The 23,238-nt window shown below is 67.4% G+C and carries 20 protein-coding genes; 18 read left to right on the top strand and 2 right to left on the bottom strand.

The window, feature by feature from the left end; translation table 11 throughout:
- Positions 1-6: 6 nt before the first annotated feature.
- Positions 7-1,686, bottom strand: a complete 1,680-nt coding sequence (locus P7B02_RS05970) for an acyl-CoA dehydrogenase (RefSeq protein ID WP_277785409.1) — start codon at positions 1,684-1,686, stop codon at positions 7-9.
- A gap of 134 nt (positions 1,687-1,820) precedes the next feature.
- On the opposite strand from P7B02_RS05970, the gene P7B02_RS05965 reads away from it, so the two are divergent.
- The 11 genes from P7B02_RS05965 (at position 1,821) to P7B02_RS05915 (ending at position 11,862) form a co-directional block, all read left to right on the top strand.
- The gene (locus P7B02_RS05965; protein WP_277785408.1) at positions 1,821-2,417 is read left to right on the top strand and encodes a YceI family protein; all 597 of its coding nucleotides are present in this window, start codon (positions 1,821-1,823) and stop codon (positions 2,415-2,417) included.
- A gap of 58 nt (positions 2,418-2,475) precedes the next feature.
- Positions 2,476-3,759, top strand: a complete 1,284-nt coding sequence (locus tag P7B02_RS05960) for a YceI family protein (RefSeq protein WP_277785407.1) — start codon at positions 2,476-2,478, stop codon at positions 3,757-3,759.
- Positions 3,690-4,655 (top strand): L-threonylcarbamoyladenylate synthase, encoded by a 966-nt coding sequence (locus tag P7B02_RS05955; protein WP_277785406.1) that lies wholly within the window; start codon positions 3,690-3,692, stop codon positions 4,653-4,655. Before P7B02_RS05960 ends, P7B02_RS05955 begins: the two co-directional genes overlap by 70 nt.
- Positions 4,652-6,055, top strand: a complete 1,404-nt coding sequence (locus tag P7B02_RS05950) for an FAD-binding oxidoreductase (protein ID WP_277785405.1) — start codon at positions 4,652-4,654, stop codon at positions 6,053-6,055. The genes P7B02_RS05955 and P7B02_RS05950 overlap by 4 nt, the downstream gene beginning before the upstream one ends.
- A 27-nt stretch (positions 6,056-6,082) precedes the next feature.
- Positions 6,083-6,850 (top strand): peroxide stress protein YaaA, encoded by a 768-nt coding sequence (yaaA, locus tag P7B02_RS05945; RefSeq protein ID WP_277785404.1) that lies wholly within the window; start codon positions 6,083-6,085, stop codon positions 6,848-6,850.
- Positions 6,851-6,940: 90 nt separating this feature from the next.
- Complete coding sequence (locus P7B02_RS05940) at positions 6,941-7,738, top strand: 3-hydroxybutyrate dehydrogenase (protein WP_277785403.1); 798 nt, start codon at positions 6,941-6,943, stop codon at positions 7,736-7,738.
- Positions 7,739-7,749: 11 nt separating this feature from the next.
- Positions 7,750-8,796, top strand: a complete 1,047-nt coding sequence (locus P7B02_RS05935; RefSeq protein ID WP_277785402.1) for a patatin-like phospholipase family protein — start codon at positions 7,750-7,752, stop codon at positions 8,794-8,796.
- On the top strand, positions 8,793-9,212 hold the full coding sequence (locus P7B02_RS05930) for an NUDIX hydrolase (RefSeq protein ID WP_277785401.1): 420 nt from the start codon (positions 8,793-8,795) through the stop codon (positions 9,210-9,212). The genes P7B02_RS05935 and P7B02_RS05930 overlap by 4 nt, the downstream gene beginning before the upstream one ends.
- A 55-nt stretch (positions 9,213-9,267) precedes the next feature.
- Complete coding sequence (locus tag P7B02_RS05925; protein WP_277785400.1) at positions 9,268-10,050, top strand: SDR family NAD(P)-dependent oxidoreductase; 783 nt, start codon at positions 9,268-9,270, stop codon at positions 10,048-10,050.
- 271 nt (positions 10,051-10,321) lie between these two features.
- Positions 10,322-11,314: an NAD(P)H-dependent flavin oxidoreductase gene (locus P7B02_RS05920; protein WP_277785399.1), complete on the top strand. Its 993-nt coding sequence runs from the start codon at positions 10,322-10,324 to the stop codon at positions 11,312-11,314.
- Entirely contained in the window at positions 11,311-11,862 is a 552-nt protein-coding gene (locus P7B02_RS05915; protein ID WP_277785398.1) for a GNAT family N-acetyltransferase, read from the top strand. The genes P7B02_RS05920 and P7B02_RS05915 overlap by 4 nt, the downstream gene beginning before the upstream one ends.
- On the opposite strand, the gene P7B02_RS05910 is transcribed toward P7B02_RS05915, so the two are convergent.
- The gene (locus tag P7B02_RS05910) at positions 11,859-12,596 is read right to left on the bottom strand and encodes a LytTR family DNA-binding domain-containing protein (RefSeq protein ID WP_277785397.1); all 738 of its coding nucleotides are present in this window, start codon (positions 12,594-12,596) and stop codon (positions 11,859-11,861) included. The two genes, P7B02_RS05915 and P7B02_RS05910, sit on opposite strands and share 4 nt — an antisense overlap.
- Before the next feature lie 129 nt (positions 12,597-12,725).
- On the opposite strand from P7B02_RS05910, the gene P7B02_RS05905 reads away from it, so the two are divergent.
- From P7B02_RS05905 to P7B02_RS05875, 7 genes are all read left to right on the top strand, one after another.
- Positions 12,726-13,292, top strand: coding sequence for a DUF2306 domain-containing protein (locus tag P7B02_RS05905; protein WP_277785396.1), 567 nt, complete (start codon positions 12,726-12,728; stop codon positions 13,290-13,292).
- A gap of 38 nt (positions 13,293-13,330) precedes the next feature.
- Entirely contained in the window at positions 13,331-14,029 is a 699-nt protein-coding gene (locus P7B02_RS05900) for a TetR/AcrR family transcriptional regulator (RefSeq protein ID WP_277785395.1), read from the top strand.
- A 176-nt stretch (positions 14,030-14,205) separates the two neighbouring features.
- Positions 14,206-16,419: a TonB-dependent receptor gene (locus P7B02_RS05895; protein ID WP_277785394.1), complete on the top strand. Its 2,214-nt coding sequence runs from the start codon at positions 14,206-14,208 to the stop codon at positions 16,417-16,419.
- Between the two features lie 103 nt (positions 16,420-16,522).
- Complete coding sequence (locus tag P7B02_RS05890; RefSeq protein ID WP_277785393.1) at positions 16,523-17,806, top strand: spinster family MFS transporter; 1,284 nt, start codon at positions 16,523-16,525, stop codon at positions 17,804-17,806.
- Positions 17,807-17,962: 156 nt separating this feature from the next.
- Positions 17,963-19,162 (top strand): ADP-forming succinate--CoA ligase subunit beta, encoded by a 1,200-nt coding sequence (sucC, locus tag P7B02_RS05885; protein WP_277785392.1) that lies wholly within the window; start codon positions 17,963-17,965, stop codon positions 19,160-19,162.
- Entirely contained in the window at positions 19,162-20,046 is an 885-nt protein-coding gene (sucD, locus tag P7B02_RS05880; RefSeq protein ID WP_277785391.1) for a succinate--CoA ligase subunit alpha, read from the top strand. Before sucC ends, sucD begins: the two co-directional genes overlap by 1 nt.
- Positions 20,047-20,233: 187 nt before the next feature.
- Entirely contained in the window at positions 20,234-23,194 is a 2,961-nt protein-coding gene (locus tag P7B02_RS05875) for a 2-oxoglutarate dehydrogenase E1 component (protein ID WP_277785390.1), read from the top strand.
- Positions 23,195-23,238 lie beyond the last annotated feature (44 nt).

Below are 23,238 nucleotides of genomic sequence, written 5' to 3'. Positions count from 1 at the left end.
ATGGGCTCAGCCCGTCCACGCCTCCAGCGGGTCGGCGCCCTGCGTGATCGCCGCCACCAGGCCGGGCGCGCCGGCCAGGACCTGATCGGCATAGAGCCGGGCCAGCGCGGCGTCGCCGCCCTTGGCCAGCATCCAGCCGCCGGTGGTCTCCCCCATCAATTGCAGGAATGCGGTCGCTCCAGCCAGGGCGTCGGGCGTGCCCTTGCGCGCCGCCAGCCAGGCGGCGGCTTCGCGGGCGGCCTGGACGGCAGCCGTCAGACGCGGACCGATCGGGCCTTGGGCGGTCTTGGCCGTCGCCTCGATCTCCGCCAGCAGCTCCTCCAGCGCCAGGCCGCCAGCCATGGACAGCTTGCGGCCGGCCAGGTCCATGGCCTGGATGCCGTTGGTGCCTTCGTAGATCGGCAGAATGCGGGCGTCGCGATAGTGCTGGGCCGCGCCGGTCTCCTCGATGAAGCCCATGCCGCCGTGGATCTGCAGCGCTTCTGAGGCCGCCCAGACGCCGATATCCGTGGACCAGCCCTTGGCGATCGGGGTCAGCAGCTCTTCGCGGCGTTTGGCCTTGTCGCGGGCTTCCGGCGTGTCGGCCAGGCGCGACAGGTCGGCGGCGACGGCGGTGGACAGGCAGACGCCGCGCGCGGCGACGGTCTTGGCCTTGATCAGCATCAGGGTGCGGCGCACGTCCGGGTGATCGAAGATCGGGGCCTTGGCCTCGCCGGTCCAGGCGCTGCGGCCCTGGCGGCGTTCCTGGGCGAAGGCGAGGGCCTGCTGATAGGCGCGCTCGGCGATGGCGACGCCCTGGGTCCCCACCTGCAGGCGGGCGGCGTTCATCATCGTGAACATGTGCGCCAGGCCCTGGCCTTCCTCGCCGACCAGTTCGGCCTTGGCGCCCTCGAACAGCATGACGCAGGTGGGCGAGGCATGGATGCCCAGCTTGTGCTCGATGCCGCCGGCGCGCAGGTCGTTGAGGCCGCCAAGGGCGCCGTCGTCGCCGACCAGCACCTTGGACGCCAGAAACAGGCTGATGCCCTTCACGCCTTCCGGTGCGTTCGGGGTGCGGGCCAGGACCAGATGCACGATGTTGTCGGCGGCGTCGTGGTCGCCCCAGGTGATGAAGATCTTCTGGCCGTGCAGCAGCCAGCCGCCCTGGCCGTCCGGCTCGGCGCGGGTGGCGACCTGGGCAAGGTCTGAACCGGCCTGCGGCTCGGTCAGGTTCATGGTCCCGGTCCATTCGCCGCTGACCAGCTTGGGCAGGTAGAGCTGCTGCTGGCGCTCGGTGCCGTGGGCGTGCAGCGCCTCGATGGCGCCCTGGGTCAGCATGGGGCAGAGGCCGAAGGCCAGGCTGGCGGCCTGGATCATTTCGAAGACCGCGATCTCCAGCGCCTTGGGCAGGCCCTGGCCGCCGAACTCCGGGTCGGCCGACAGGCTGTTCCAGCCGTCCGCCGAGAATCGGCGATAGGCGTCCGCATAGCCCGGAGCCGTCTTCACCTTGCCGTTGGCGTAGGTGGCGCCGGCCAGATCGCCCGGCCGGTTCAGCGGCGCGATCACCTCGCCCGCGAAGGCGCCGGCGGCCTCCAGAATGGCGGCGGCGGTCTCTTCGTCCACCTCCGGGAACAACGCGGCCAGGCTTTCAAAACCGGCTGCGCGCAAGGAGGCGAGGAGGTCGGATACGGGGGCGATGTAGGTCATACGGGCGTTTTAAGGCTCAGCCTCGCCGCCGTCTATCACGCGTTCGTGAACATCCCGCCCCTTACAAGATCAAGGTTCGAGCTTAGCTGAGCGCTGAATTGTAATCGCAACTGATGCAGATATCGGAGTTATCCATGCGTCGCTCTCTCGCCTACGCCGCCTTCGCCTTCGCTCTGGCCGCGTCTCCAGTCGCTTTCGCGGCTTCCAACAACCCGGCCGAGATGCCGGCGGGTACCTACGCCCTCGACAAGACCCACGCCAGCATCACCGCCCAGATCGATCACTTCGGCTTCAGCGGCTACACCTTCCGCTTCGAAAAGTTCGACGCCAGCTACACCTATGACCCGGCCAAGCCGGAAGCCTCGGTGATCAAGGTCACCGTTGACGTCAATTCGCTGAGCACCGGCTACGACAAGGCGGACGCCGCCTTCCCGGCCGAGTTCCTGGCCGCCGACAAGCACCCCACCGCCACCTTCGTCTCCAAGTCGATCACCCGCAGCGGCGGAAACAAGGGCGTGGTCGCCGGCGACCTGACCCTGGCCGGCGTCACCAAGCCGGTGAGCCTGGATGTCACCTTCAACAACGCAGGCAAGGACATGTTCGGCGCGATCCGTTCGGGCTTCGCGGCCTCGACCGTGATCAAGCGCGGCGAGTTCGGCTCCACCAAGTACGCCCCGGCCCTGGGCGACGAGGTGAAGCTGATGATCGACGTCGAGTTCACCAAGCAATAATCCGCGCCTAAGCTTCGCCCCGGCCCTCGCGTCGGGGCGAACTGATCAGGAGACTGGCATGGCCGAGAGCCGAAACCGCTACACGACCGTCGCCATCGTCCTGCACTGGCTGATCGCCGCGGCGATCATCTTCCAGATCATCCTGGGCTGGCGGGCCGGCGATGCGCCCAAGGGGCCGTCGGCCTTCGCCATGATCCAGCTGCACAAGTCCATCGGGATCACGATCCTGCTGCTCAGCCTGGCGCGCCTGGCCTGGCGACTGACGCACCGGCCGCCGCCGCACGTGGCGGATCAGCCGCGCTGGCAGACCATCGCCTCGCACGCGGTCCATTGGGGCTTCTATGCGATCATGATCGGCCTGCCGCTGACGGGCTGGATCATGGTGTCGGCCAGCCGGCTGAACATTCCCACCGTGCTCTACGGGACCATCCCGTGGCCGCACCTGCCGTTCCTGCCGGAGCTGCCGGCGGACGCCAAGGCCGTGTGGCGGACGGTCGGGGACACCGGGCATGGCGTGCTGGTCAAGCTGACCTACGTTCTGCTGCTGCTGCACCTGGGCGCCGTCGCCAAGCACCAGATCCTCGACCGCGACCAGACCTTCGGTCACATGGCCCCCGGCGCGAAGGCCGGGTGGAAGGAGCCGCGTGCGTGGCTCGCGGCCATCGGCTTCGTGGCTGTGGTCGGCGGAGCCTACGCCTGGTCGCCCAAGGCCAAGCCCGCGCCGGCTCCGACGGTCCAGGAAGAAACGGTTGAGGTGGCCGAAGCGCCCGCGCCGGAGCAGGCCGCTCCTGCTCCCGTGGCGACGGATACGCCCGCCGCCGAGGAAGCCCTTCCCGCTCCCATGCCGCCCGTCGCCTGGACGGTGAGCAAGAGCTCCACCCTCGGCTTCTCAACGAGCTGGGGCGGCGAGGCGGTGGAGGGGCGCTTCTCGCGCTGGACCGCCGACATCCTGTTTTCGCCTGATGCGCTGGACACCTCGAAGGTCAGCGTGAAGATCGACCTGTCTTCGGTGGCCACCGGCGACGGGCAGCGCGATGAGTCCCTGGTGGGCTCGGACTTCTTCGACACCGGGTCGCATCCGACCGCCACCTTCACCGCCACGAAGTTCCGCAAGACCGCCGAAGGCCGCTTCGTCGCCGACGGGACCCTGGACCTGCGCGGGGTGAAACGGCCGGTCAGCCTGCCCTTCAGCCTGAAGATCGACGGCGACACGGCCCGCATGCGCGGTGTAACCAGCCTCGACCGCACGGCTTTCGGAGTTGGACAGGGCGAATGGACGGCGACGGACGAGATTCCGGCCAAGGTGAGCGTCAGGGTCGATCTGACCGCGACCAAGCGGTAGCAGCCCTGCGCGCGGGCGGGCTCGTCATCCTGCCCACCGAGACGGTCTATGGGCTCGCCGCCGACGCGGCGGACCCCAAGGCCGTGGCCGCCATCTTCGAGGCCAAGGGCCGGCCGCGCTTCAATCCCCTGATCGCCCACGTCGCCGACCTGGCGACCGCGGAGAAGATCGCCGTCTTCGACGATCGCGCCCGCAAGCTGGCGGAGGCTTTCTGGCCGGGGCCGATGACCCTGGTTCTGCCGATCCGCGACGCCTCCGCCGTCTGCGATCTGGCGCGGGCCGGGCTGGAGACCGTGGCGATCCGCGTACCCGGGCACGAAGGCGCGCGGGACATGCTCGCGGCCTTCGGCGGTCCCGTGGTGGCGCCTAGCGCCAACCGTTCTGGGCGCCCCAGCCCCACCACCTACGAGGATGCCATCGGCGAGACCGGCTCATCGGCCGGCGCAGCGCTCGATGGCGGTCCCTGCCAGGTCGGCCTCGAATCCACTGTCGTCTCTGTGCTCGACGGCGCGCCGCGCCTGCTGCGTCCCGGCGCCGTGACGCGAGCCCAGATCGAGGCGCTGATCGGTCCGCTGGCGGAGGCGGCGGATGACGCCAAACGCTCCCCCGGCCGGCTCGCCGTCCACTACGCGCCAGATGCGCCGGTGCGGATCAACGCCGAGGCGGCGGGGGAGGGCGAGGCCTATCTCGCCTTCGGCCCCCATGCAGGCGGCGAGCGGGTGTTCAACCTCAGTCCGTCCGGCGATCTGGCGGAGGCGGCGGCTAATCTGTTCGCCTTCCTGCGTGCGGCGGACCGCACCAAGCCATCAGCCATCGCAGTCGCGGCGATCCCGGATGAAGGCCTGGGCGAGGCGATCAACGACCGTCTGCGTCGCGCGGCGGGGTTCGTCGGATGACCGCGCCGGCCGAAGTCATCGCGCGCCTGAAGGCGGCTCTGGGCGAGGGGGGCTGGAGCCAGGACCCCGACAGGCTGGCGCCGAAGCTGACCGAATGGCGGCGACGCTGGTCGGGAACTACGCCTATGCTGGCCCTGCCGGACACGACCGAGAAGGTGGCGGCGGTGGTGCGCATCTGCGCCGAGGCGGGGGTGGCGATCACGCCCCAGGGCGGCAACACCGGTCTCGTGGGCGGCCAGATTCCGCAGGGCGAGATTCTGCTGTCCACCGACCGCCTGCGGGCCCTGCGCGACGCGGACGCTTTCGACGACGCCCTGATCGTCGAGGCGGGCCTGACCCTGGCACAGGCCCATGCGGCGGCGGAGAAGGTCGGCCGGCGCTTTCCGCTCAGCCTCGCCTCCGAAGGCTCGGCCACCATCGGCGGGCTGATCAGCACAAACGCCGGCGGGGTGCAGGTCCTGCGCTACGGGACCATGCGTGATCTGGTTCTGGGCATCGAGGCGGTGCTGCCCAATGGCGAGGTCTGGAACGGCCTGAAGCGCCTGCGCAAGGACAACTCCGGCTACGACCTCAAGCACCTGCTGATCGGGGCGGAGGGGACGCTGGGCGTCGTCACCGCCGCCAGCCTGAAGCTGTTCCCGATCCTGCCGTCGCGGGCGGTGGCCATCGTTGGCCTCGCCAGCCCGGCGGACGCCATCGCCCTTCTGGCCCGCGCCAAGGACGAGACGGGCGGGGCGCTGGAGGCGTTCGAACTGATGGGGCGGACGGGCGTGGCCCTGGCGGTGAAGCATCTGCCCGCCGTGCGCGAGCCGCTGGCTGAGGCGCATCCCTGGTACGTGCTGATCGAGGCCGCCAGCGGCGAGCCTGGCGCAGCGGAGGCGGCGCTGGAGCGCCTGCTGGCCCGCGCCCTGGAGGACGGCCTGATCGCCGACGCTGCCCTCGCCCAGAACGAAGCGCAGGCAGCCGCCTTCTGGAGCCTGCGCGAGGGACAGTCCGCCGCCCAGAATCCGGAAGGGGCGTGCTGGAAGCACGACGTCTCCGTCCCGGTCTCGCAGATCGCCGCCTTCATGGCGCAGGCTGACGCGGCGGTTCAGCAGGTCGCCCCGGGCGCACGGGTCGTCGCCTTCGGCCACGTGGGCGACGGCAACGTCCACTACAACGTCCTTCGGCCTGTGGACTGGACCGACGCCGAGCATGACCGGCTGCGCGCGGCGGGCGCCCTGGCCGTCCACGACATGGTCGCCCGCTACGACGGCTCGATCAGCGCCGAGCATGGCCTCGGCGTGATGAAGGTGGGCGAGGCCCTGCGCTACAAGTCCCCCGCCGAGATCGCCGCCCAGCGCGCGGTGCGCTCAGCGCTCGATCCCCACAGGATCATGAACCCTCGGGTGTTGTTCTGACCCCCGCTAGAGCTTAAGTCCCGCCCCATGCTGATGGTCATCTCCCCCGCCAAGGCGCTGGACTTCACGCCGCCCGCGCAAACCCTGCCGCTCACCACGCCGGAGCTGAAGGGCGACATCGCCGAGCTGGCCAAGACCACCTCCAAGCTGACGGCGGCGGATCTGCGCCGGCTGATGCACATCTCCGAAAACCTCGCCAAGCTGAACCATGAGCGGTTCCAGGCCTTCGATCCGGCGGTCGAGGACGGTCTGCAGGCGGCCTTCGCCTTCAACGGCGACGTCTATTCGGGGCTCGAGGCGCGCAAGCTGGACAAGGCGGGTCTGACCTGGGCGCAGGAACACCTGCGCATCCTGTCGGGTCTGTACGGCGTGCTGCGTCCGCTGGACGCCATCCAGCCCTATCGCCTGGAGATGGGGACGCGGCTGAAGACCAAGCGCGGCTCCAGCCTGTACGACTTCTGGGGCGATCACATCTCCAACGCCCTGAACGCCGTGCTGGAAGGTCACAAGGACAAGACCCTGGTGAACCTGGCCAGCCAGGAATATTTCGGCGCCGTGGACGCCAAGGCGCTGAAGGCCCCGGTGGTCACCTGCCACTTCAAGGAGGAGAAGGAGGGGACGCTGCGCATCCTCAGCTTCTACGCCAAGAAGGCGCGGGGGCGCATGGCGCGCTTCGCCATCGACAACCGCATCGACAAGGCCGAGGGGCTGAAGGCGTTCGACCTCGACGGCTATGCTTTCCGCGCCGACCTCTCCACCGAAGCCGACTGGATTTTCGCTCGCCCGCAGCCTTAAATTCATCTAGCGGTGAATTAAAGCGGACTCGCCGCTGGCGCGCGGCTGACTTATGCTGCGTTGCAACAAAAAGATTGCGGAGCGTAGGGGATGAGCGTGGATTTCGGTCTGAAGGGCCAGGCGGCCATCGTCACGGGCTCGACCAGCGGCATCGGCCACGCCATGGCCGAGGCGCTCGCCGCCCAGGGCGTGGACGTGGTCCTGAATGGTCTGGGCGATCCAGTCGCCATCGAGACCACCCGCTCCAAGCTTGAAGCCGACCACGGCGTCCGCGTCGTCTATCACGGCGCCGACATGACCAAGCCCGGCGAGATCGCCGAGATGGTCGCCTTCGCCAAGGCCGAATTCGGGCGCCTGGACATCCTGGTCAACAACGCCGGCATCCAGCACGTGGCCCCGGTCGACGAGTTCCCGCCGGAGAAGTGGGACCAGATCATCGCCATCAACCTGTCCTCGGCCTTCCACGGCACGCGTGCGGCCCTGCCCATCATGAAGGCGCAGGGGCGCGGTCGGATCGTCAACCTGGCCAGCGCTCACGCCCTGGTCGCCTCGCCTTTCAAGTCCGCCTACGTCGCCGCCAAGCACGGGGTGCTGGGCCTCACCAGGACGGTGGCGCTGGAAGTCGCGCAGCAGAACATCACCTGCAACGCCATCTGCCCCGGCTATGTGAAGACCCCCATCGTCGAGGGGCAGATCAAGGACCAGGCCAAGGCTCGCGGCATCAGCGAGGACGAGGTCCTGAAGAACGTCATCCTCGCCGCCCAGCCGACCAAGCGGTTCGTAACGGTTGAGGAGATTTCGGGCCTGCTGCTCTACCTCGTCTCGGACGCCGGGGCGTCGGTGAACGGCACGGCCCTATCGGTGGACGGCGGCTGGACCGCGCAGTAGGGGAGCAGGGCATGTTGGGCATCGGCAAGAAGTCGGGGCCCAAGCCCATCAGCGTGGCCCTTCAGGGCGGTGGTTCGCATGGAGCCTTCGCCTGGGGCGTGCTGGACCGCCTGCTCGAGGAGGAAAGCCTGGAGATCCAGGCTGTCACGGCCGCCTCCGCCGGGGCCATGAACGCGGTGGCCATGACCGCCGGCCTGATCGAAAATGGCCGCGAGGGCGCCAAGGCCAAGCTGGCCGACTTCTGGAAAAAGGTGAACCAGGCGGGCGGCCGCAACATCTTCGGCGACTCCAGCGTCTGGAACGCCGCGCTCAGTTCCGACTGGATCAAGAACACGCCGGGATGGCGGTTGGCGGAGACCTTCGCCATGTCGCTGAGCCCCTACGACTTCAATCCCTTCAACCTGAACCCGCTGCACGACGCCCTGGAGCGGGTGGTGGATTTCGACGTCCTGCGCGAGCGCTCGCCCCTGGCGCTGTACATATCCGCCACAGAGGTGCGCACCAGCCAGGCCAAGATCTTCCGCGAGCATGAGCTGACCGTGAAGCACGTCATGGCCTCGGCCTGCCTGCCGCACCTGTTCCACGCGGTGGAGATCGACGGCGAGCCCTATTGGGACGGCGGCTACCTCGCCAATCCGGGCCTGTGGCCGCTGTTCTATGACAAGACGCCGGACGACGTGCTTGTGGTCACCCTCAACCCCTTCATCCGCAAGGAGGCGCCGAGAACGCCGGGGGACATCGTCGACCGCCTGAACGAGATCACCTTCAACGCCTCCCTCGCCGCCGAGCTGCGCGCCATCGGCCTGCTGCAGAAGCTGCTGGAGGAGGGCTTGCTGAAGGACGCCGCCAAGGGGCGTTATAGGCGGATGCTGCTTCACTCCATCGCCGCCGACGGCCATCTGGACGACCTGTCCCTGTCCACCAAGTTCAACACCGAGTGGGGCTTCCTCACCGATCTGAAGGACCGGGGGCGCAACGCCGCCGAGCAATGGCTGGGTTCCTGCCTCAGCCATGTGGGCGAACGGGCGACGCTGGACATCGCCTCGGTGGCGGCGTGAGCGGGCCCGTCTCCACGGCCGGCGTCGTCTGTTTCCGGGGCGACGATGTGCTGCTGATCAAACGCGGCAAGCCGCCCCGCCTGGGCCAGTGGAGCATCCCCGGCGGCCGCATCGAGTGGGGCGAGGCCGCCATCGCCGCCGCCCGCCGCGAACTGATGGAGGAGACCGGCGTCGAGGCCGAGATCCTCGCCCTGGTCGATGTGGTGGATGGCGTCTTCGTCGGCGACGACGGCGAGGTGCAGCGGCACTACGTGATGATCGACTACGCCGCCCGCTGGACCTCCGGCGAGCCCGTGGCGGGCGATGACGCGGCCGACGCGCGCTTCGTGCCGATGAGCGAGGTGGACGCCGTGGTCGAGTGGCAGGAGACCCGCCGGGTGATCCACGAGGCCTGGGCCCGCTTCGGCGGCGCTTGACCGCCTCCGCGTCAACCGGGTCTGCTGTCCTCAACGAGAAAACGAGGAGCGACCCATGGCCTACAAACCCTTCGACCTGAGCGGCAAGGTGGCGCTGGTGACCGGCGGCAACCGCGGGATCGGCTTCGGCATGGCGGAGGCCCTGGCCCAGGCCGGCGCTGACATCGTCATCTGGGGCTCCAACGCTGAGCGCAACCTGGAGGCCGAGGGCAAGTTGAACACCTTGGGCGTGCGGGTCCTGGCGCAGAAGGTGGACGTCTCCGACGAGGCGCAGGTCGTGGCGGCCATGGCCGAGGCGGCGGCCAGCATGGGCCGCATCGACAGCGTCTTCGCCAACGCCGGGGTGGGCTATGGCGCGCCGTCCTTCGTGGACATGTCGACCGAGACCTACCGCAAGGTGCTGGCCGTCAATCTGGATGGGGTGTTCTTCACTTTCCGCGAGGCCTGCCGCCACATGGTGGAGCGGGCCAAGGCCGGCGATCCCGGCGGCTCCATCGTCGGCATCGCCTCCCTGGCGGCCATCGAGGGCGCGGCGCGCAACGAGGCCTACGCCGCCACCAAGGGGGCGGTGATCTCGATGATGAAGTCCGTGGCCGTGGAGCACGCCCGCTGGGGCGTCCGCGCCAACGCCATTTTGCCGGGATGGATCGCCACCGACATGACCGCCGGCGCCCAGGCCGCTCCGGCCTTCGCCGAGAAGGTCATTCCCCGCGTTCCCGCCCGCCGCTGGGGCGAGCCGGCCGATTTCGGCGGCATGGCCGTGTACCTGGCGTCGGACGCCAGCGCCTATCATTCGGGCGACACCCTGGTGATCGACGGCGGCTACTCGATCTTCTGAGGCGCTTGCTGGAACGCCGTTCTCATGAGACGTTTTTCTGACGCGACCCTGCCCGTCAGAGGCGGGGCGCTGGAGGAACGACGGAAATGCAGCCGCACGATATCGCGGGCGTTGCAGGATCGCGCAGCTTCTGGGCCGCGCTACTGATGGGGCTGACGGCCCTCACCGCCTGCTTCTGGACGCCTGAACAGCGCTGAGCTGACGTCGGGTCACCATTGCGGGGCCGCTGTCGGCGGCCTCATGCTCCCGCAAAACAACGGGAGGACGGCCGATGGGGCTGCGCACGCCGCTTTGCGATCTTCTGCAGATCGAGCATCCGATCCTGCTCGCCGGCATGTGCGGGGTGTCCTACGCCGAGCTGGCGGCGGCGGTCTCCAACGCCGGCGGCTATGGCGTGCTGGGCATGGCCGGCACGTCGCCCGACTTCATCGCCGGCCAGATGCGCAAGGTGCGCGAGCTGACCGACAAGCCGTTCGGCGTCGACCTGCTGGCCGCCACGCCGGACGCCCTGACCGCCAGCGTCGAGGTGATCATCGCCGGCGGCGCCTCCAGTTTCGTGGCGGGGCTTGGCGTGCCCGCGCCGATCATCGCCCGCCTCAAGGACGCGGGGCTCAAGGTCATGGTGGTCTGTGGGGCGGTGAAGCACGCGGTGAAGGCTCAGGCCGCCGGCTGTGACGCGGTGATCTGCCAGGGCGGAGAGGGGGGCGGCCATACCGGTCTGGTCGGCACCTTGCCCCTGGTCGCCCAGGCGGTGGAGGCCGTGGACATTCCCGTGATCGCGGCGGGCGGCCTGCATGACGGCCGGGGATTGGCCGCGGCTCTGGCTCTCGGCGCGCAAGGCGTTTGGATGGGCACGCGGTTCATCGCCTCCGACGAGGCGCATTCCGGCGCGGTCTATCGTCAGGCGATCCTCGACGCCGCCGACGAGGATACCGTCCGCACGCGCAGCTATTCGGGCAAGCCGATGCGCGTGCTGAAGAACCCGTATGTAGAGGACTGGGAGGCTCGCGCCGCCGAGATCCAACCTTTTCCGCAGCAGGCCATTCACTCGATCCAGACCGGTGTCATGGGCGGCATCGGCGGCCAGACCGAGGGGCTCGATATCGACCGCTCCTGCCTCGCCATGGGTCAGTCCGCCGGGGGCGTTCGGGAGGTGCTGCCGGCGGGCGAGATCGTCCGCAATCTGGTGGACGAGGCGGTCGCCGCCATCGACCGGGTCGCCGCCTTGCGGGCGAACGGCCAAGCTTCTACCAAGATCGCATGACCTTCGATCCGAACCTGACGCTGGAGACCGAACGCCTGCTGCTGCGCATTCCGCGCGCGGAGGATCTGGATCCCTGGTCGGCCATGATGGCCGATGAGGAAGTCGCTCGTTTTATCGGCGGCGCCATGGGGCGCGAGCAGACCTGGCGCGTGATGGCGGCGGTGACCGGTTCATGGGTGCTGCAGGGCTTCTCCATGTTCTCGGTGATAGAGAAGTCCAGCGGCCGCTGGGTGGGCCGCATCGGCCCTTGGCGGCCGGACGGCTGGCCCGGCACGGAGATCGGCTGGGGCCTGTCGCGCCATTCGTGGGGCAAGGGCTATGCGGTCGAGGCGGCTGCCGCCTGCATGGACTTCGCGGTCGACGTGCTCGGTTGGGATGACGTGATCCACACCATCGACCCGGAGAATGCCGGCTCGCAGAAGGTGGCTCAGCGTCTGGGGTCGACCAACCGGGGCGCCACACGGCTGCCGCCGCCTCTGGATGGCTTCAATGTGGAAGCCTGGGGCCAGACCGCCGACCAATGGCGGGCGCGGCGCAAGCCGGCCTAGAACCAGCCGGCCTCGCGCAGGGCCTTGGCGTAGGCGCGGCTGACCGGAACCTTCACGCCGGACTTGAGGGTCAAGGTCGCCCGGCCGTCACCGCGCCGTGCGTCGGCAAGCGCCTCGCGCGCCACCCACCAGGAGCGGTGCGTCTGGGCGCCTTCGATCCCCGCCAGCTCGGTCACGGCGTCTGACAGCCGCATCAGGATCAGCTCCTGTCCCCGATCGGTGTGCAGGCGCAGATAGTGATCCTCCGCCTCCACCGCGTAGAGGGTCGCGCCGCGCAGTTTCAGGGGCAGGCGTTCCAGGAAGCGGGGCGGTTCAGCCTCGGCCGGAGCGGCGGTGGTGAGGGAGTTCTGCGGGCGAGTGATGAAGTAGCTGAGCAGGGTCATCGCCACGGTCACCACAATCACCGAGATGAAGAAGCCGGGGATGTCCCTCAGCCGGACCGCGTGACCAAAGGCCAGCGCCGAGCTCAACCAGACGATGAGTGTTCCGGGCGGGGTCAGGATCGCGACGATCAAGCCGCCCGCCAGCCATGGACGCTCGTCGAACAGGCCTCGCATGGCCACGTGCCGGGCCGTCAGATTTCCGGCCAGACCTCCCAGCACGGAGGTGCCGACCCAGAAGGCGAGCCTTGACGCCAGCGGCGTGTCGTCGGTCCCGAAGGCTCCGACGATGGCGAGAAAAACACCGGCGCCGGCGGCGAAGGCCAATCCGCGCCAGATGTGCGGCCCGTCCATTCGCGCTTCGCGAACGGCGGCGCCTGTTCGACCGCGAATTTCAGACGCCCCTTCACGCACCTTGGAATGCACCCCGTCCAGGCCCCGTCTAGCGCTCGTCCGGCAAGCACCGCCGAACGGAGATCGAAGATGTCGCAGCATTCGCCGCAAACCGGAACCGCAAACCTGGGCGGGGTCCGCAACCTGATCAGGACTGCGGTCATCGCCATCGGCGTCACCGTGGCGGTGACCTGGCTGGCCATGGGCGATCGGGCCGCGATGTTCTTGCGCCACGTCAGCGAACTGAACTGGGCGCCGCACCTGCCCGATCTTTCGCTGCTGGCGCGGGCGTCGCTGGCGATCCAGATTCACGTGGCGGCGGTCACGGTCGCCCTGGTGATCGGCGGCGCGGTGCTGACCGGGATCAAGGGCGACACGAAGCATCGCGTCCTCGGCTGGACCTGGGTGGTCGCCATGGCGGCGGCGGCGATCTCGTCGCTGTTCATCTCGTCGATCCGTCCCGGCCATTTCAGCTTCCTGCATCTGTTCGCCGGCTGGACCCTGGTCGCCCTGCCGTTCGCGGTCGCCATGGCCCGCAAGCACAAGGTGCGGATCCATGGGCGGATGATGACCGGCCTGTTCGTCGGCGGCCTTGTCATCGCCGGGATCACGGCCTTCCTGCCTGGGCGGCTGATGTGGGCGGTGGTGTTCGGCTAACTTGCCAATGGTGAGGCTGCGGGCCTACGAACGGGGCCATGAACGCTGCTACGCCGAAAAAGCCCCGCGCAAGCGGCCGGGGCCGCCCGTCGAAACACGCCGGGCTGGATCTGAAGGAGACGATCCTCGACTCGGCCGAGCAGCTGTTCGCGCGTCATGGCTTTTACGGCGTGACCACTCGCCAGGTGGCGGCCGAGGCCGGCGTCGACACCGCCCTGATCCACTACTATTTCGGCGCCAAGCGCGAGCTGTTCGACGCGGTGTTCCTGCGCCGGGCGGAGATACTGAACCGCGAGCGGGTCGCCTCCATGGACGCTTACGAAAAGGCGGCTGGCGGCGTCCTGACCAGCGAGGGGGTGATCGAGGCCTTCATCGATCCCCTGCTGCGCATCTCGGAAAACGGCGGGCCGGGCTGGAAGAGCTACTTCGCCCTGGTGGCCCAGGTGAACAACACCCCAGGCTGGGGCGGCGACACCATGCACCGCTTCTTCGATCCGGTGGTGCGGCGCCTGGTGGATGCGTTGGGGCGGGCCCTGCCCAAGGCCAGCCGCGCGGATCTGTTCTGGTGCTACGAATTCCTGACCGGCTCGATGATGCTGGCCCTGTCCGAGACGGGGCGCATCGACGCTCTGTCCGACGGCCTGTGCCGGTCCAGCGACCTGTCGGCCATCCGCGCCCGGTTGTTCGCCTACTGCGCCGCCGGGTTCGAGGCCGTGGCTGTCCGCAACAAGGGCTGACGCAGCGCCGACCTCACTGTGGCGCCAATTCATCAACTGGTGAAAAATAATCATGCTGCGTTCGGTCGCACTTTCGCGACGAACGATCTTCCGCAAGAACTTCCCCTAATTCGCACTTCGATGAATTTGCGAATCAACAAGGCGACCGACGAACGGCGCTAGGGAGGATGAGGATTATGAAATCCATTCTGAAAGTCGCGCTGCTCGCCGGCGCGGCGCAAGTCGCGTTCGCCTCTGGCGCCGTTGCGCAGGACGCCGCGCCCGCCACCGAAACCAGCTTCAACATCGAGGAAGTCGTCGTCACGGCCCGCCGCCGTGAAGAGTCGCTGAAGGACGTCCCGGTCTCGGTCTCGGCCCTGGGCGCCGAGCGCCTGGAAGCCATGGGCGCCTCCGACATCACCACCCTGCAGCAGCAGACCCCGAACGCGACCGTTCAGGTGGCCCGCGGCTCCAACTCGACCCTGATCTCCTTCATCCGCGGCGTCGGCCAGCAGGACCCGCTGTGGGGCTTCGAGCCCGGCGTCGGTCTCTATGTGGACGACGTCTATGTGGCCCGTCCGCAGGGCGCGGTGCTCGACATCTTCGACATCGAGCGCATCGAAGTGCTGCGTGGCCCGCAAGGCACGCTGTACGGCCGCAACACCATCGGCGGCGCGATCAAGTACGTCACCAAGAAGCTCGACCTGACCCGTCCGCAGTTCACCGCGCGCGGCTCGCTCGGCTCCTACGACCAGCGCGACGTTGTGGTCACCGGCTCGGTGCCGCTGACCGACAAGCTGGCCATCGGCGGTTCGGTCGCGTCGTATGACCGCGACGGCTTCGGCAAGAACCTGAACACCGGTGAAGAGCACTACGACAAGGATGTCTTCGCCTATCGCGCCAGCGCCGAGTATGCGCCGACCGACGACCTGTTCTTCCGCTTCGCCTACGACAAGGTCGAGGACAACTCGAACCCGCGTCACGGTCACCGCGAGACCGCCGGCGTCGGCGCCGACGCCCAGATCTTGGACGACGTCTACGACACCCGCGCCGGGATCACCGGCAAGAACAAGGTCGACACCGAAGGCTGGTCGCTGACCGGTCAGTGGAACGTCAACGACGTCATCACCCTGAAGTCGATCACCGCCGGCCGTGAAAGCTACACCGACACCATCATCGACTTCGACAACACCCCGGCCCCGACGCTCGACATCCCGGCCTTCTACGCCGACGAGCAGTTCAGCCAGGAGTTCCAGGTCCAGTTCGCCACCGACCGCGTCCAGGGCGTGGCGGGCGTGTACTACATGAACGGCTACGCCAAGGGCGCCTTCGACACTGTCGCCGGCAACCTGGGCCTGGCCATCAACTCGTCCGGCAAGGTGTCGACAACCTCGCTGGCCGCTTTCGCCGACGTCAGCTTCGACATCACCGACCGTCTGAAGGCCTCGGTGGGCGGCCGCTGGACGCAGGACAGCAAGAACGCCAACGTGTTCCGCGCCTTCTATCTGGGCGCCACGCGCAGCCCGGTTCTGGGCGGCGCCCCGCGCGCCATCCTGCAGACCCGCACCAACTACGTGGCGGAGAAGGACTTCGAGGAGTTCACCCCGCGCATCAGCGTCTCCTACGAGCTGAGCGACGAGCTGACCGCCTACGCCTCGTACAGCGACGGCTTCAAGTCGGGCGGTTGGGACATGCGCGGCGACGCCTTCCTGACCCCGCAGACGGTGAACGGCTACGAGCCGGAAACGGTGAAGGCCTATGAAATCGGCCTGAAGGGTTCGCTCCTCGACCGCCGCCTGCAGTTCAGCTCGGCCTGGTTCTATTCCGACTACAAGGACCAGCAGATCACGACTCAGCAGGTCGCGACGCCGCCGCAGGTGGGCATCGCCTCCATCGTCGACAACGCCGGCGCCTCGACCATCTGGGGTCTGGAGTTCGAAGGTTCGGCCTATCTGAGCCAAAGCCTGACCGCCAACTTCGCGGTCGGCTACCTGAACGCCGAGTTCGACGAATTCATCACCAACATCACCGGCACGCCGGTCGACATCTCGAACACCCGCGAGTTCCAGAACTCGCCGGAATGGTCGGGCTATCTGGGCGTCACCTACAAGACGGCCCTGGCGGGCGGCACGCTGCGCGTGACCCCGTCGCTGTCCTATCGCGGCGACTACCACCTGTTCGACGTGGCGGACCCGATCCTCGACCAGAAGGCCTACACCCTGGTCGATCTGGGCGTGGTCTGGGATGCGCCGGGCGATCAGTGGCAGGTCGGCGTGTACGGCAAGAACCTGACTGACGAGGAATACCGCGTCGGCGGCTACAGCTTCCCGGGCGCGACCTACAACAACTCGATCATCGGCTTCTACGGCCCGCCGCGGACCTGGACCGCGACGATCCAGTACAAGTTCTAAGACAGCTTACGAGGGCGGCGGTTTCGGAAGGAGCCGCCGCCCTTTCCTTGTTCGCTGACAGTCTGCAAGACTGCCGGCCAAGCTTCATGATGATGGACCGCTTATGACCACCCCGACGACCCCGGCGCCGAGCCCGCGCTACCGCGCCTATGTCCTGTTCATCCTGGTGGTGGTCTACACCTTCAACTTCCTCGACCGGCAGATCCTCGGAATCCTGAAGGAGCCGATCAAGGCCGACCTCGGCCTGACCGACACCCAGCTGGGCCTGATGGGCGGAGTGGCCTTCGCGGCGCTCTACACGACCCTGGCGGTGCCGATCGCCTGGATGGCCGACCGCTTCAGCCGCACCTGGATCATGACCGGTGCCCTGACCCTGTGGAGCGGGTTCACGGCCCTGTGCGGCTTCGCCGGCGGCTTCTGGTCCCTGTTCCTGGCCCGCATGGGCGTCGGGGTGGGGGAGGCGGGCGGCGTGGCCCCGGCCTATTCCATGATCGCCGACTATTTCCCCAAGGCGCAGCGCGCGCGGGCCCTGGCGGTCTATTCCTTCGGCATCCCCATCGGCACGGCTCTTGGAGTTCTGTTCGGCGGCCTGATCGCGGCGGCCATCGACTGGCGCACCGCCTTCATCGTCGTGGGCCTGGCCGGCGTGCTGATCGCGCCGATCTTCCGCCTGACCGTGAAGGATCCCCGCCGCGGCGGTTACGAGGACATTCCCGCCGTCGAGGCGCCGGCGCCCAAGTCGCCCAGCCTGGGCGAGGTGGTGCGCACCGTGGCGCCCAAGCCCAGCTTCTGGCTGCTGTCGTTCGGCGCGGCCTGCTCGTCGGTCTGCGGTTATGGCGTGGCCTTCTGGCTGCCGTCCTTCTTCATGCGCAGCCTGGGTTTGACACTGGTCGAGACGTCCTGGTTCTACAGCGGCGTGGCCTTCTTCGGCGGCGTGGCCGGCATCTGGCTCGGCGGCTGGCTGGGCGACCGGTTTGGCGGCAAGAACAAGGGGGCCTACGCCCTGGTGCCGGCGATCTGCTTCCTGGTCGCTCTGCCGTGCTTCCTGCTGGCCATGAACGTGAAGTCGATGCTCCTGTCGTTCCTGATCTTCCTGATCCCCACCGGCCTGAACCTGGCCTGGGCGGGTCCGGTCATCACCGCGGCTCAACACATGGCGCCGGCCAACATGCGGTCAACCGCCTCGGCGCTGTTCCTGCTGATCAACAACCTGCTGGGGATCGCGGTGGGCCTGTGGTTCTTCGGCTTCGTCTCCGATCTTCTGGCGCCCCGTTTCGGAGCGGAATCGATGCGGTACGCGATCTATTTCGGGCTCGGATTCTACGTCCTGAGCGCTACGCTGCTGATCCTTGCCTCTCGCCGGCTGCGCAAGGACTGGGTGGATTAGAAGCAGCGCTTTCGAAGACCGACGTTCGGGGCATTTTCTTCCAAACTGCGCCGTTTTGCCCCTGACAGCGCTGTCATCTCTACTGCGGTTGCGCCTGCGAAATGAGCCTCCTATAAGGCCCGCACCTTCCCGCAGCGCATTTGCGACCGGAACCTCATGAACATCCACGAACATCAAGCCAAAGCCGTCCTCGCAGAGTTCGGCTGTCCTGTTCCGCGCGGCTTCGCCGCCTTCACCGCGGCTGAAGCCGAGGACGCCGCAAAGAAGCTGGGCGGCCCGGTCTTCGTCGTGAAGAGCCAGATCCACGCCGGCGGCCGCGGCAAGGGCAAGTTCGAGGGCCTCGCCCCCGACGCCAAGGGCGGCGTCCGCGTCGTCAAGTCGGTCGAAGAGGTCAAGGCCAACGCCGAGGAGATGCTCGGCCGCGTGCTGGTGACCCATCAGACCGGCCCGAAGGGCAAGCAGGTCAACCGCCTCTACATCGAAGAAGGCGCGGCCATCGCCAAGGAATTCTACCTGTCGCTGCTGGTCGATCGTGAGACCAGCTTCGTGTCGGTGGTCTGCTCCACCGAAGGCGGCATGGACATCGAGGACGTGGCCCACGCCACCCCGGAAAAGATCCACACCTTCTCGATCGACCCCGCCACCGGCGTGTGGCCGACGCACCAGCGCGCTCTGGCCAAGGCTCTCGGTCTGACCGGCGGCCTGGCCAAGGAAGCCGCCTCGCTGCTGACGCAGCTCTATACGGCGTTCCTGGCCAAGGACATGGCCATGCTGGAGATCAACCCGCTGATCGTCACCGCTGACGACCACTTGCGGGTTCTGGACGCCAAGCTGTCCTTCGACGGCAACGCCCTGTTCCGTCACCCGGACATCCGCGAGCTGCGCGACACTTCGGAAGAAGACCCGAAGGAGATCGAAGCCTCGAAGTTCGACCTGGCCTACATCGCCCTCGACGGCGAAATCGGCTGCATGGTCAACGGCGCGGGCCTGGCCATGGCCACCATGGACATCATCAAGCTGTACGGCGCCGAGCCGGCCAACTTCCTCGATGTCGGCGGCGGCGCCAGCAAGGAGAAGGTCACCGCGGCCTTCAAGATCATCACCGCCGACCCCGCCGTGAAGGGGATCCTGGTCAACATCTTCGGCGGCATCATGCGCTGCGACATCATCGCCGAGGGCGTCATCGCCGCGGTGAAGGAAGTCGGCCTGGCTGTTCCGCTGGTCGTCCGTCTCGAAGGCACGAACGTCGAGCTGGGCAAGAAAATCATCTCCGAAAGCGGCCTGAACGTCATCGCCGCCAACGATCTGTCCGACGGCGCCGAGAAGATCGTCGCGGCCGTGAAGGGTGCGAAATAATGTCGGTTCTCGTCACCTCCGCCACGAAGGTCATCTGCCAAGGCGTCACCGGCGCCCAGGGCACCTTCCACACTGAACAAGCCATCGCCTACGGCACCAAGATGGTCGGCGGCGTCACGCCGGGCAAGGGCGGCCAGACGCACGTCGGCTTGCCGGTGTTCGACACCGTGGCCGAAGCCAAGGAAGCCACCGGCGCCGACGCGTCCGTGATCTATGTTCCGCCGCCGTTCGCGGCCGACTCGATCCTGGAAGCCATCGACGCGGAAATCCCGCTGATCGTCTGCATCACCGAGGGCATCCCGGTGCTGGACATGGTCAAGGTGAAGAAGGCCCTGGCCGGCTCCAAGTCGCGCCTGCTCGGCCCGAACTGCCCGGGCGTTCTGACGCCGGGCGAGTGCAAGATCGGCATCATGCCGGGCTCGATCTTCTCCAAGGGCTCGGTGGGCGTCGTGTCCCGCTCGGGCACCCTGACCTATGAAGCCGTGTTCCAGACCACGAACGCCGGCCTCGGCCAGACCACGGCCGTCGGCATCGGCGGCGACCCGGTCAAGGGCACCGAGTTCATTGACGTCCTGGAGATGTTCCTGGCTGACGACGCGACCCAGTCGATCGTCATGATCGGTGAAATCGGCGGTTCGGCCGAAGAAGAAGCCGCTCAGTTCCTGAAGGACGAAGCCAAGCGCGGCCGCAAGAAGCCCATGGTCGGCTTCATCGCCGGCCGTACGGCTCCTCCCGGACGCCACATGGGCCACGCCGGCGCGATCATCTCGGGCGGCAAGGGCGGCGCCGAGGACAAGATCGCTGCGATGGAGTCCGCGGGCATCCGCGTGTCGCCGTCGCCGGCGAAGCTTGGCGAGACCCTTCTGGAAGTCCTGAAGGGCTGAACTATCTAACTTAATACCTATCCCCGCTTCGGCGGGGACCCAGGCTTTTTGCGACCGCCGGTCCGACGATCCGAAAAAATCACCTGGGTTCCCCGCAAAAATCGGGGATAGGCCGGTGATTTGAGAGACTATCTTTACGGGGACAGGGTTAAGCCCTGTCCCCGTTAGCGGATCGAAGGCGAGCCAGATGGCGGACGACGCAGGGCTGATCAACCAGGTTTTGACTGAAACCTCCTTCCTCTACGGGGCCAACGCGGCCTTTGTGGAAGACCTTTACGCCCGTTGGGCGGCCGATCCCGGATCGGTGGAGGCCTCCTGGGCCGCCTTCTTCGCGTCCTTGAAAGATCAGGCCGCCGACGCCCAGCGCGCCGCGCAGGATCCGTCCTGGACCCCGCGCCAGGTGCCGACCGCGCGTCCTGACTGGCTTTCGGCTCTGGACGGCCAGTGGCCGACCGTCGCCCCGGCCGTCGAGGCCAAGGTCAGCAAGGCCATCGAAGCCAAGGCCCCCGGCGCGTCTTCGGAAGCCGTTCGCGCGGCCACGCTCGACAGCCTGCGCGCCATCATGATGATCCGCGCTTATCGCATGCGCGGCCATCTGGCGGCCAATCTCGATCCGCTGGGCCTGGATCCCAAGCAGGACGCCAGCGAGCTGGATCCGGCGACCTACGGCTTCGCCGAGTCCGACTACGATCGTCCGATCTTCCTGGATTTCGTGCTGGGCCTGGAGACCGCCTCGGTCCGCCAGATCCTCGAGATCCTGCAGCGCACCTACTGCGGCAATGTCGGTGTGCAGTACATGCACATCTCCAACATCGAGGAGAAGGCCTGGCTGCAGGAGCGCATCGAGGGCCGCGACAAGGAGATCACCTTCACCAACGAAGGCAAGATCGCCATTCTCAAGAAGCTGATTGAGGCCGAGGGCTTCGAACGTTTCCTGCACAAGCGTTTCCCCGGCACCAAGCGCTTCGGCCTGGACGGCGGTGAAGCCATGGTCCCGGCCATGGAGCAGATCATCAAGCGCGGCGGCGCCCTGGGCGTGAAGGACATCGTCCTCGGCATGCCGCACCGCGGCCGCCTGAACGTGCTGGCCGCCGTGATGGGCAAGCCGTACCACGTGATCTTCCACGAGTTCCAAGGCGGCTCGTCGGTCCCCTCGGACATCGAGGGTTCGGGCGACGTGAAGTATCACATGGGCGCCTCGTCGGACCGCGAGTTCGACGACAACAAGGTCCACCTGTCGCTCACCGCCAACCCGTCCCACCTGGAGATCGTCAACCCGGTCGTCATCGGCAAGGCCCGCGCTAAGCAGGCGTTCACTCTGCGTGAGCAGCCGGATTCGGGCCGCGGCCATGTCCTGCCGCTGCTGCTGCACGGCGACGCGGCTTTCGCCGGCCAGGGCGTGGTGGCCGAGTGCTTCACCCTGTCGGGCCTAAAGGGCTACCGCACGGGCGGCACCATCCACTTCATCGTCAACAACCAGATCGGCTTCACCACCAGCCCGCGCTACTCGCGCTCGTCGCCTTATCCGAGCGACGTGGCCCTGATGGTCGAGGCCCCGATCTTCCACGTGAACGGCGATGACCCGGAAGCGGTCGTCTTCGCCGCCAAGGTGGCCACGGAGTACCGCCAGCAGTTCGGCAAGGACGTGGTCATCGACATGTTCTGCTACCGTCGCTTCGGCCACAACGAAGGCGACGATCCGACCATGACGTCGCCCTTGATGTACGCGAAGATCAAGGACCATCCGTCGACCCGCGAACTCTACAGCCAGCGCCTCGTCGGTGAGGGCGTCGTCACCGACGCGCAGGTCGACCAGTGGCTGGGCGAGTTCGAAGGCTTCCTCGACGCCGAGTTCGACGCGGGCAAGAGCTACAAGGCCAACAAGGCCGACTGGCTGGACGGCAAGTGGGCCGGCCTCAGCGGTCCGGGCGACGAAGACCGTCGCGGCAAGACCCAGGTGCCGCTCGCCAAGCTGAAGGATCTCGGCAAGGCGATCACCACCATCCCGTCGAGCATCGACGCCCACAAGACCGTCAAGCGCGTCATCGATGGCCGCCGCGAGGCGATCGAAAAGGGCGAAGGCCTCGATTGGGGCACCGCCGAGCACCTGGCCTTCGCCAGCCTGCTCGACGAGGGTGTTCCGGTCCGTCTGTCGGGTCAGGACTCGGTCCGCGGCACCTTCACCCAGCGCCATTCGGACGTCATCGATCAGACGACCGAGGAGCACTACACGCCGCTCAACAACATCCGTCCGGGTCAGGCCCACTACGAAGTCATCGACTCGGCTCTGTCCGAAGAGGCGGTGCTCGGCTTCGAGTACGGTTTCTCGCTGGCCGATCCGAACACCCTGACCCTGTGGGAAGGCCAGTTCGGCGACTTCGTGAACGGCGCCCAGGTGGTCATCGACCAGTTCATCAGCTCGGGCGAGCGCAAGTGGCTGCGCATGAGCGGCCTCGTGATGCTCCTGCCGCACGGCTATGAGGGCCAGGGGCCCGAGCACAGCTCGGCGCGCCTTGAGCGCTTCCTGCAGCAGTGCGCCGAAGACAACATGCAGGTCGCCAACTGCACCACGCCGGCGAACTACTTCCACATCCTGCGTCGCCAGATGCACCGGGAGTTCCGCAAGCCGCTGATCCTGATGACGCCGAAGTCGCTTCTGCGTCACAAGAAGGCGATCTCGTCCCTGGCCGATCTGGCGGAAGGCTCGACCTTCCACCGCGTTCTGCAGGACGACGCCCAGTGGGGCCGCAACACCACGATCAAGCTCAAGTCCGACGACAAGATCCGCAAGGTCGTCGTCTGCTCGGGCAAGGTCTACTACGACCTGCTGGACGAGCGTGAGAAGCGCGGCGTGGACGACGTCTACATCCTGCGTCTCGAGCAGTTCTATCCGTGGCCCATGAAGTCGATGATGACCGAACTGGCCCGCTTCAAGAACGCCGACCTGGTCTGGTGCCAGGAAGAGCCGAAGAACATGGGCGGCTGGACCTTCGTCGATCCGTGGCTGGAGCTCACCCTCGACAAGATGAAGATCAAGGCCAAGCGCGCCCGTTATGTGGGCCGTCCCGCCTCGGCTTCGACGGCTGCGGGTTTGATGAGCCGTCACGTCAAGGAACTACAAGCTTTCCTCGAAGAGGCGTTCGCCTAATCGGCGCGCACCGTACGCAGACAAGAACGAGAAATCGGAAGACC

This window comes from Caulobacter segnis (assembly GCF_029543125.1).
In the GTDB taxonomy this organism is placed as follows: domain Bacteria; phylum Pseudomonadota; class Alphaproteobacteria; order Caulobacterales; family Caulobacteraceae; genus Caulobacter; species Caulobacter segnis_D.
Note: the sequence above shows the minus strand (reverse complement) of the source record. Positions and strands in the feature narration are given on the sequence as shown.

Excerpts from the sequence above, each read along its gene's own strand:
- P7B02_RS05970 (WP_277785409.1), bottom strand. The coding sequence starts at position 1,686 with ATGACCTACATCGCCCCCGTATCCGACCTCCTCGCCTCCTTGCGCGCA.
- P7B02_RS05965 (WP_277785408.1), top strand. The coding sequence starts at position 1,821 with ATGCGTCGCTCTCTCGCCTACGCCGCCTTCGCCTTCGCTCTGGCCGCG.
- P7B02_RS05960 (WP_277785407.1), top strand. The coding sequence starts at position 2,476 with ATGGCCGAGAGCCGAAACCGCTACACGACCGTCGCCATCGTCCTGCAC.
- P7B02_RS05955 (WP_277785406.1), top strand. The coding sequence starts at position 3,690 with ATGGACGGCGACGGACGAGATTCCGGCCAAGGTGAGCGTCAGGGTCGA.
- P7B02_RS05950 (WP_277785405.1), top strand. The coding sequence starts at position 4,652 with ATGACCGCGCCGGCCGAAGTCATCGCGCGCCTGAAGGCGGCTCTGGGC.
- yaaA (WP_277785404.1), top strand. The coding sequence starts at position 6,083 with ATGCTGATGGTCATCTCCCCCGCCAAGGCGCTGGACTTCACGCCGCCC.
- P7B02_RS05940 (WP_277785403.1), top strand. The coding sequence starts at position 6,941 with ATGAGCGTGGATTTCGGTCTGAAGGGCCAGGCGGCCATCGTCACGGGC.
- P7B02_RS05935 (WP_277785402.1), top strand. The coding sequence starts at position 7,750 with ATGTTGGGCATCGGCAAGAAGTCGGGGCCCAAGCCCATCAGCGTGGCC.
- P7B02_RS05925 (WP_277785400.1), top strand. The coding sequence starts at position 9,268 with ATGGCCTACAAACCCTTCGACCTGAGCGGCAAGGTGGCGCTGGTGACC.
- P7B02_RS05920 (WP_277785399.1), top strand. The coding sequence starts at position 10,322 with ATGGGGCTGCGCACGCCGCTTTGCGATCTTCTGCAGATCGAGCATCCG.
- P7B02_RS05915 (WP_277785398.1), top strand. The coding sequence starts at position 11,311 with ATGACCTTCGATCCGAACCTGACGCTGGAGACCGAACGCCTGCTGCTG.
- P7B02_RS05910 (WP_277785397.1), bottom strand. The coding sequence starts at position 12,596 with ATGGACGGGCCGCACATCTGGCGCGGATTGGCCTTCGCCGCCGGCGCC.
- P7B02_RS05905 (WP_277785396.1), top strand. The coding sequence starts at position 12,726 with ATGTCGCAGCATTCGCCGCAAACCGGAACCGCAAACCTGGGCGGGGTC.
- P7B02_RS05900 (WP_277785395.1), top strand. The coding sequence starts at position 13,331 with ATGAACGCTGCTACGCCGAAAAAGCCCCGCGCAAGCGGCCGGGGCCGC.
- P7B02_RS05895 (WP_277785394.1), top strand. The coding sequence starts at position 14,206 with ATGAAATCCATTCTGAAAGTCGCGCTGCTCGCCGGCGCGGCGCAAGTC.
- P7B02_RS05890 (WP_277785393.1), top strand. The coding sequence starts at position 16,523 with ATGACCACCCCGACGACCCCGGCGCCGAGCCCGCGCTACCGCGCCTAT.
- sucC (WP_277785392.1), top strand. The coding sequence starts at position 17,963 with ATGAACATCCACGAACATCAAGCCAAAGCCGTCCTCGCAGAGTTCGGC.
- sucD (WP_277785391.1), top strand. The coding sequence starts at position 19,162 with ATGTCGGTTCTCGTCACCTCCGCCACGAAGGTCATCTGCCAAGGCGTC.
- P7B02_RS05875 (WP_277785390.1), top strand. The coding sequence starts at position 20,234 with ATGGCGGACGACGCAGGGCTGATCAACCAGGTTTTGACTGAAACCTCC.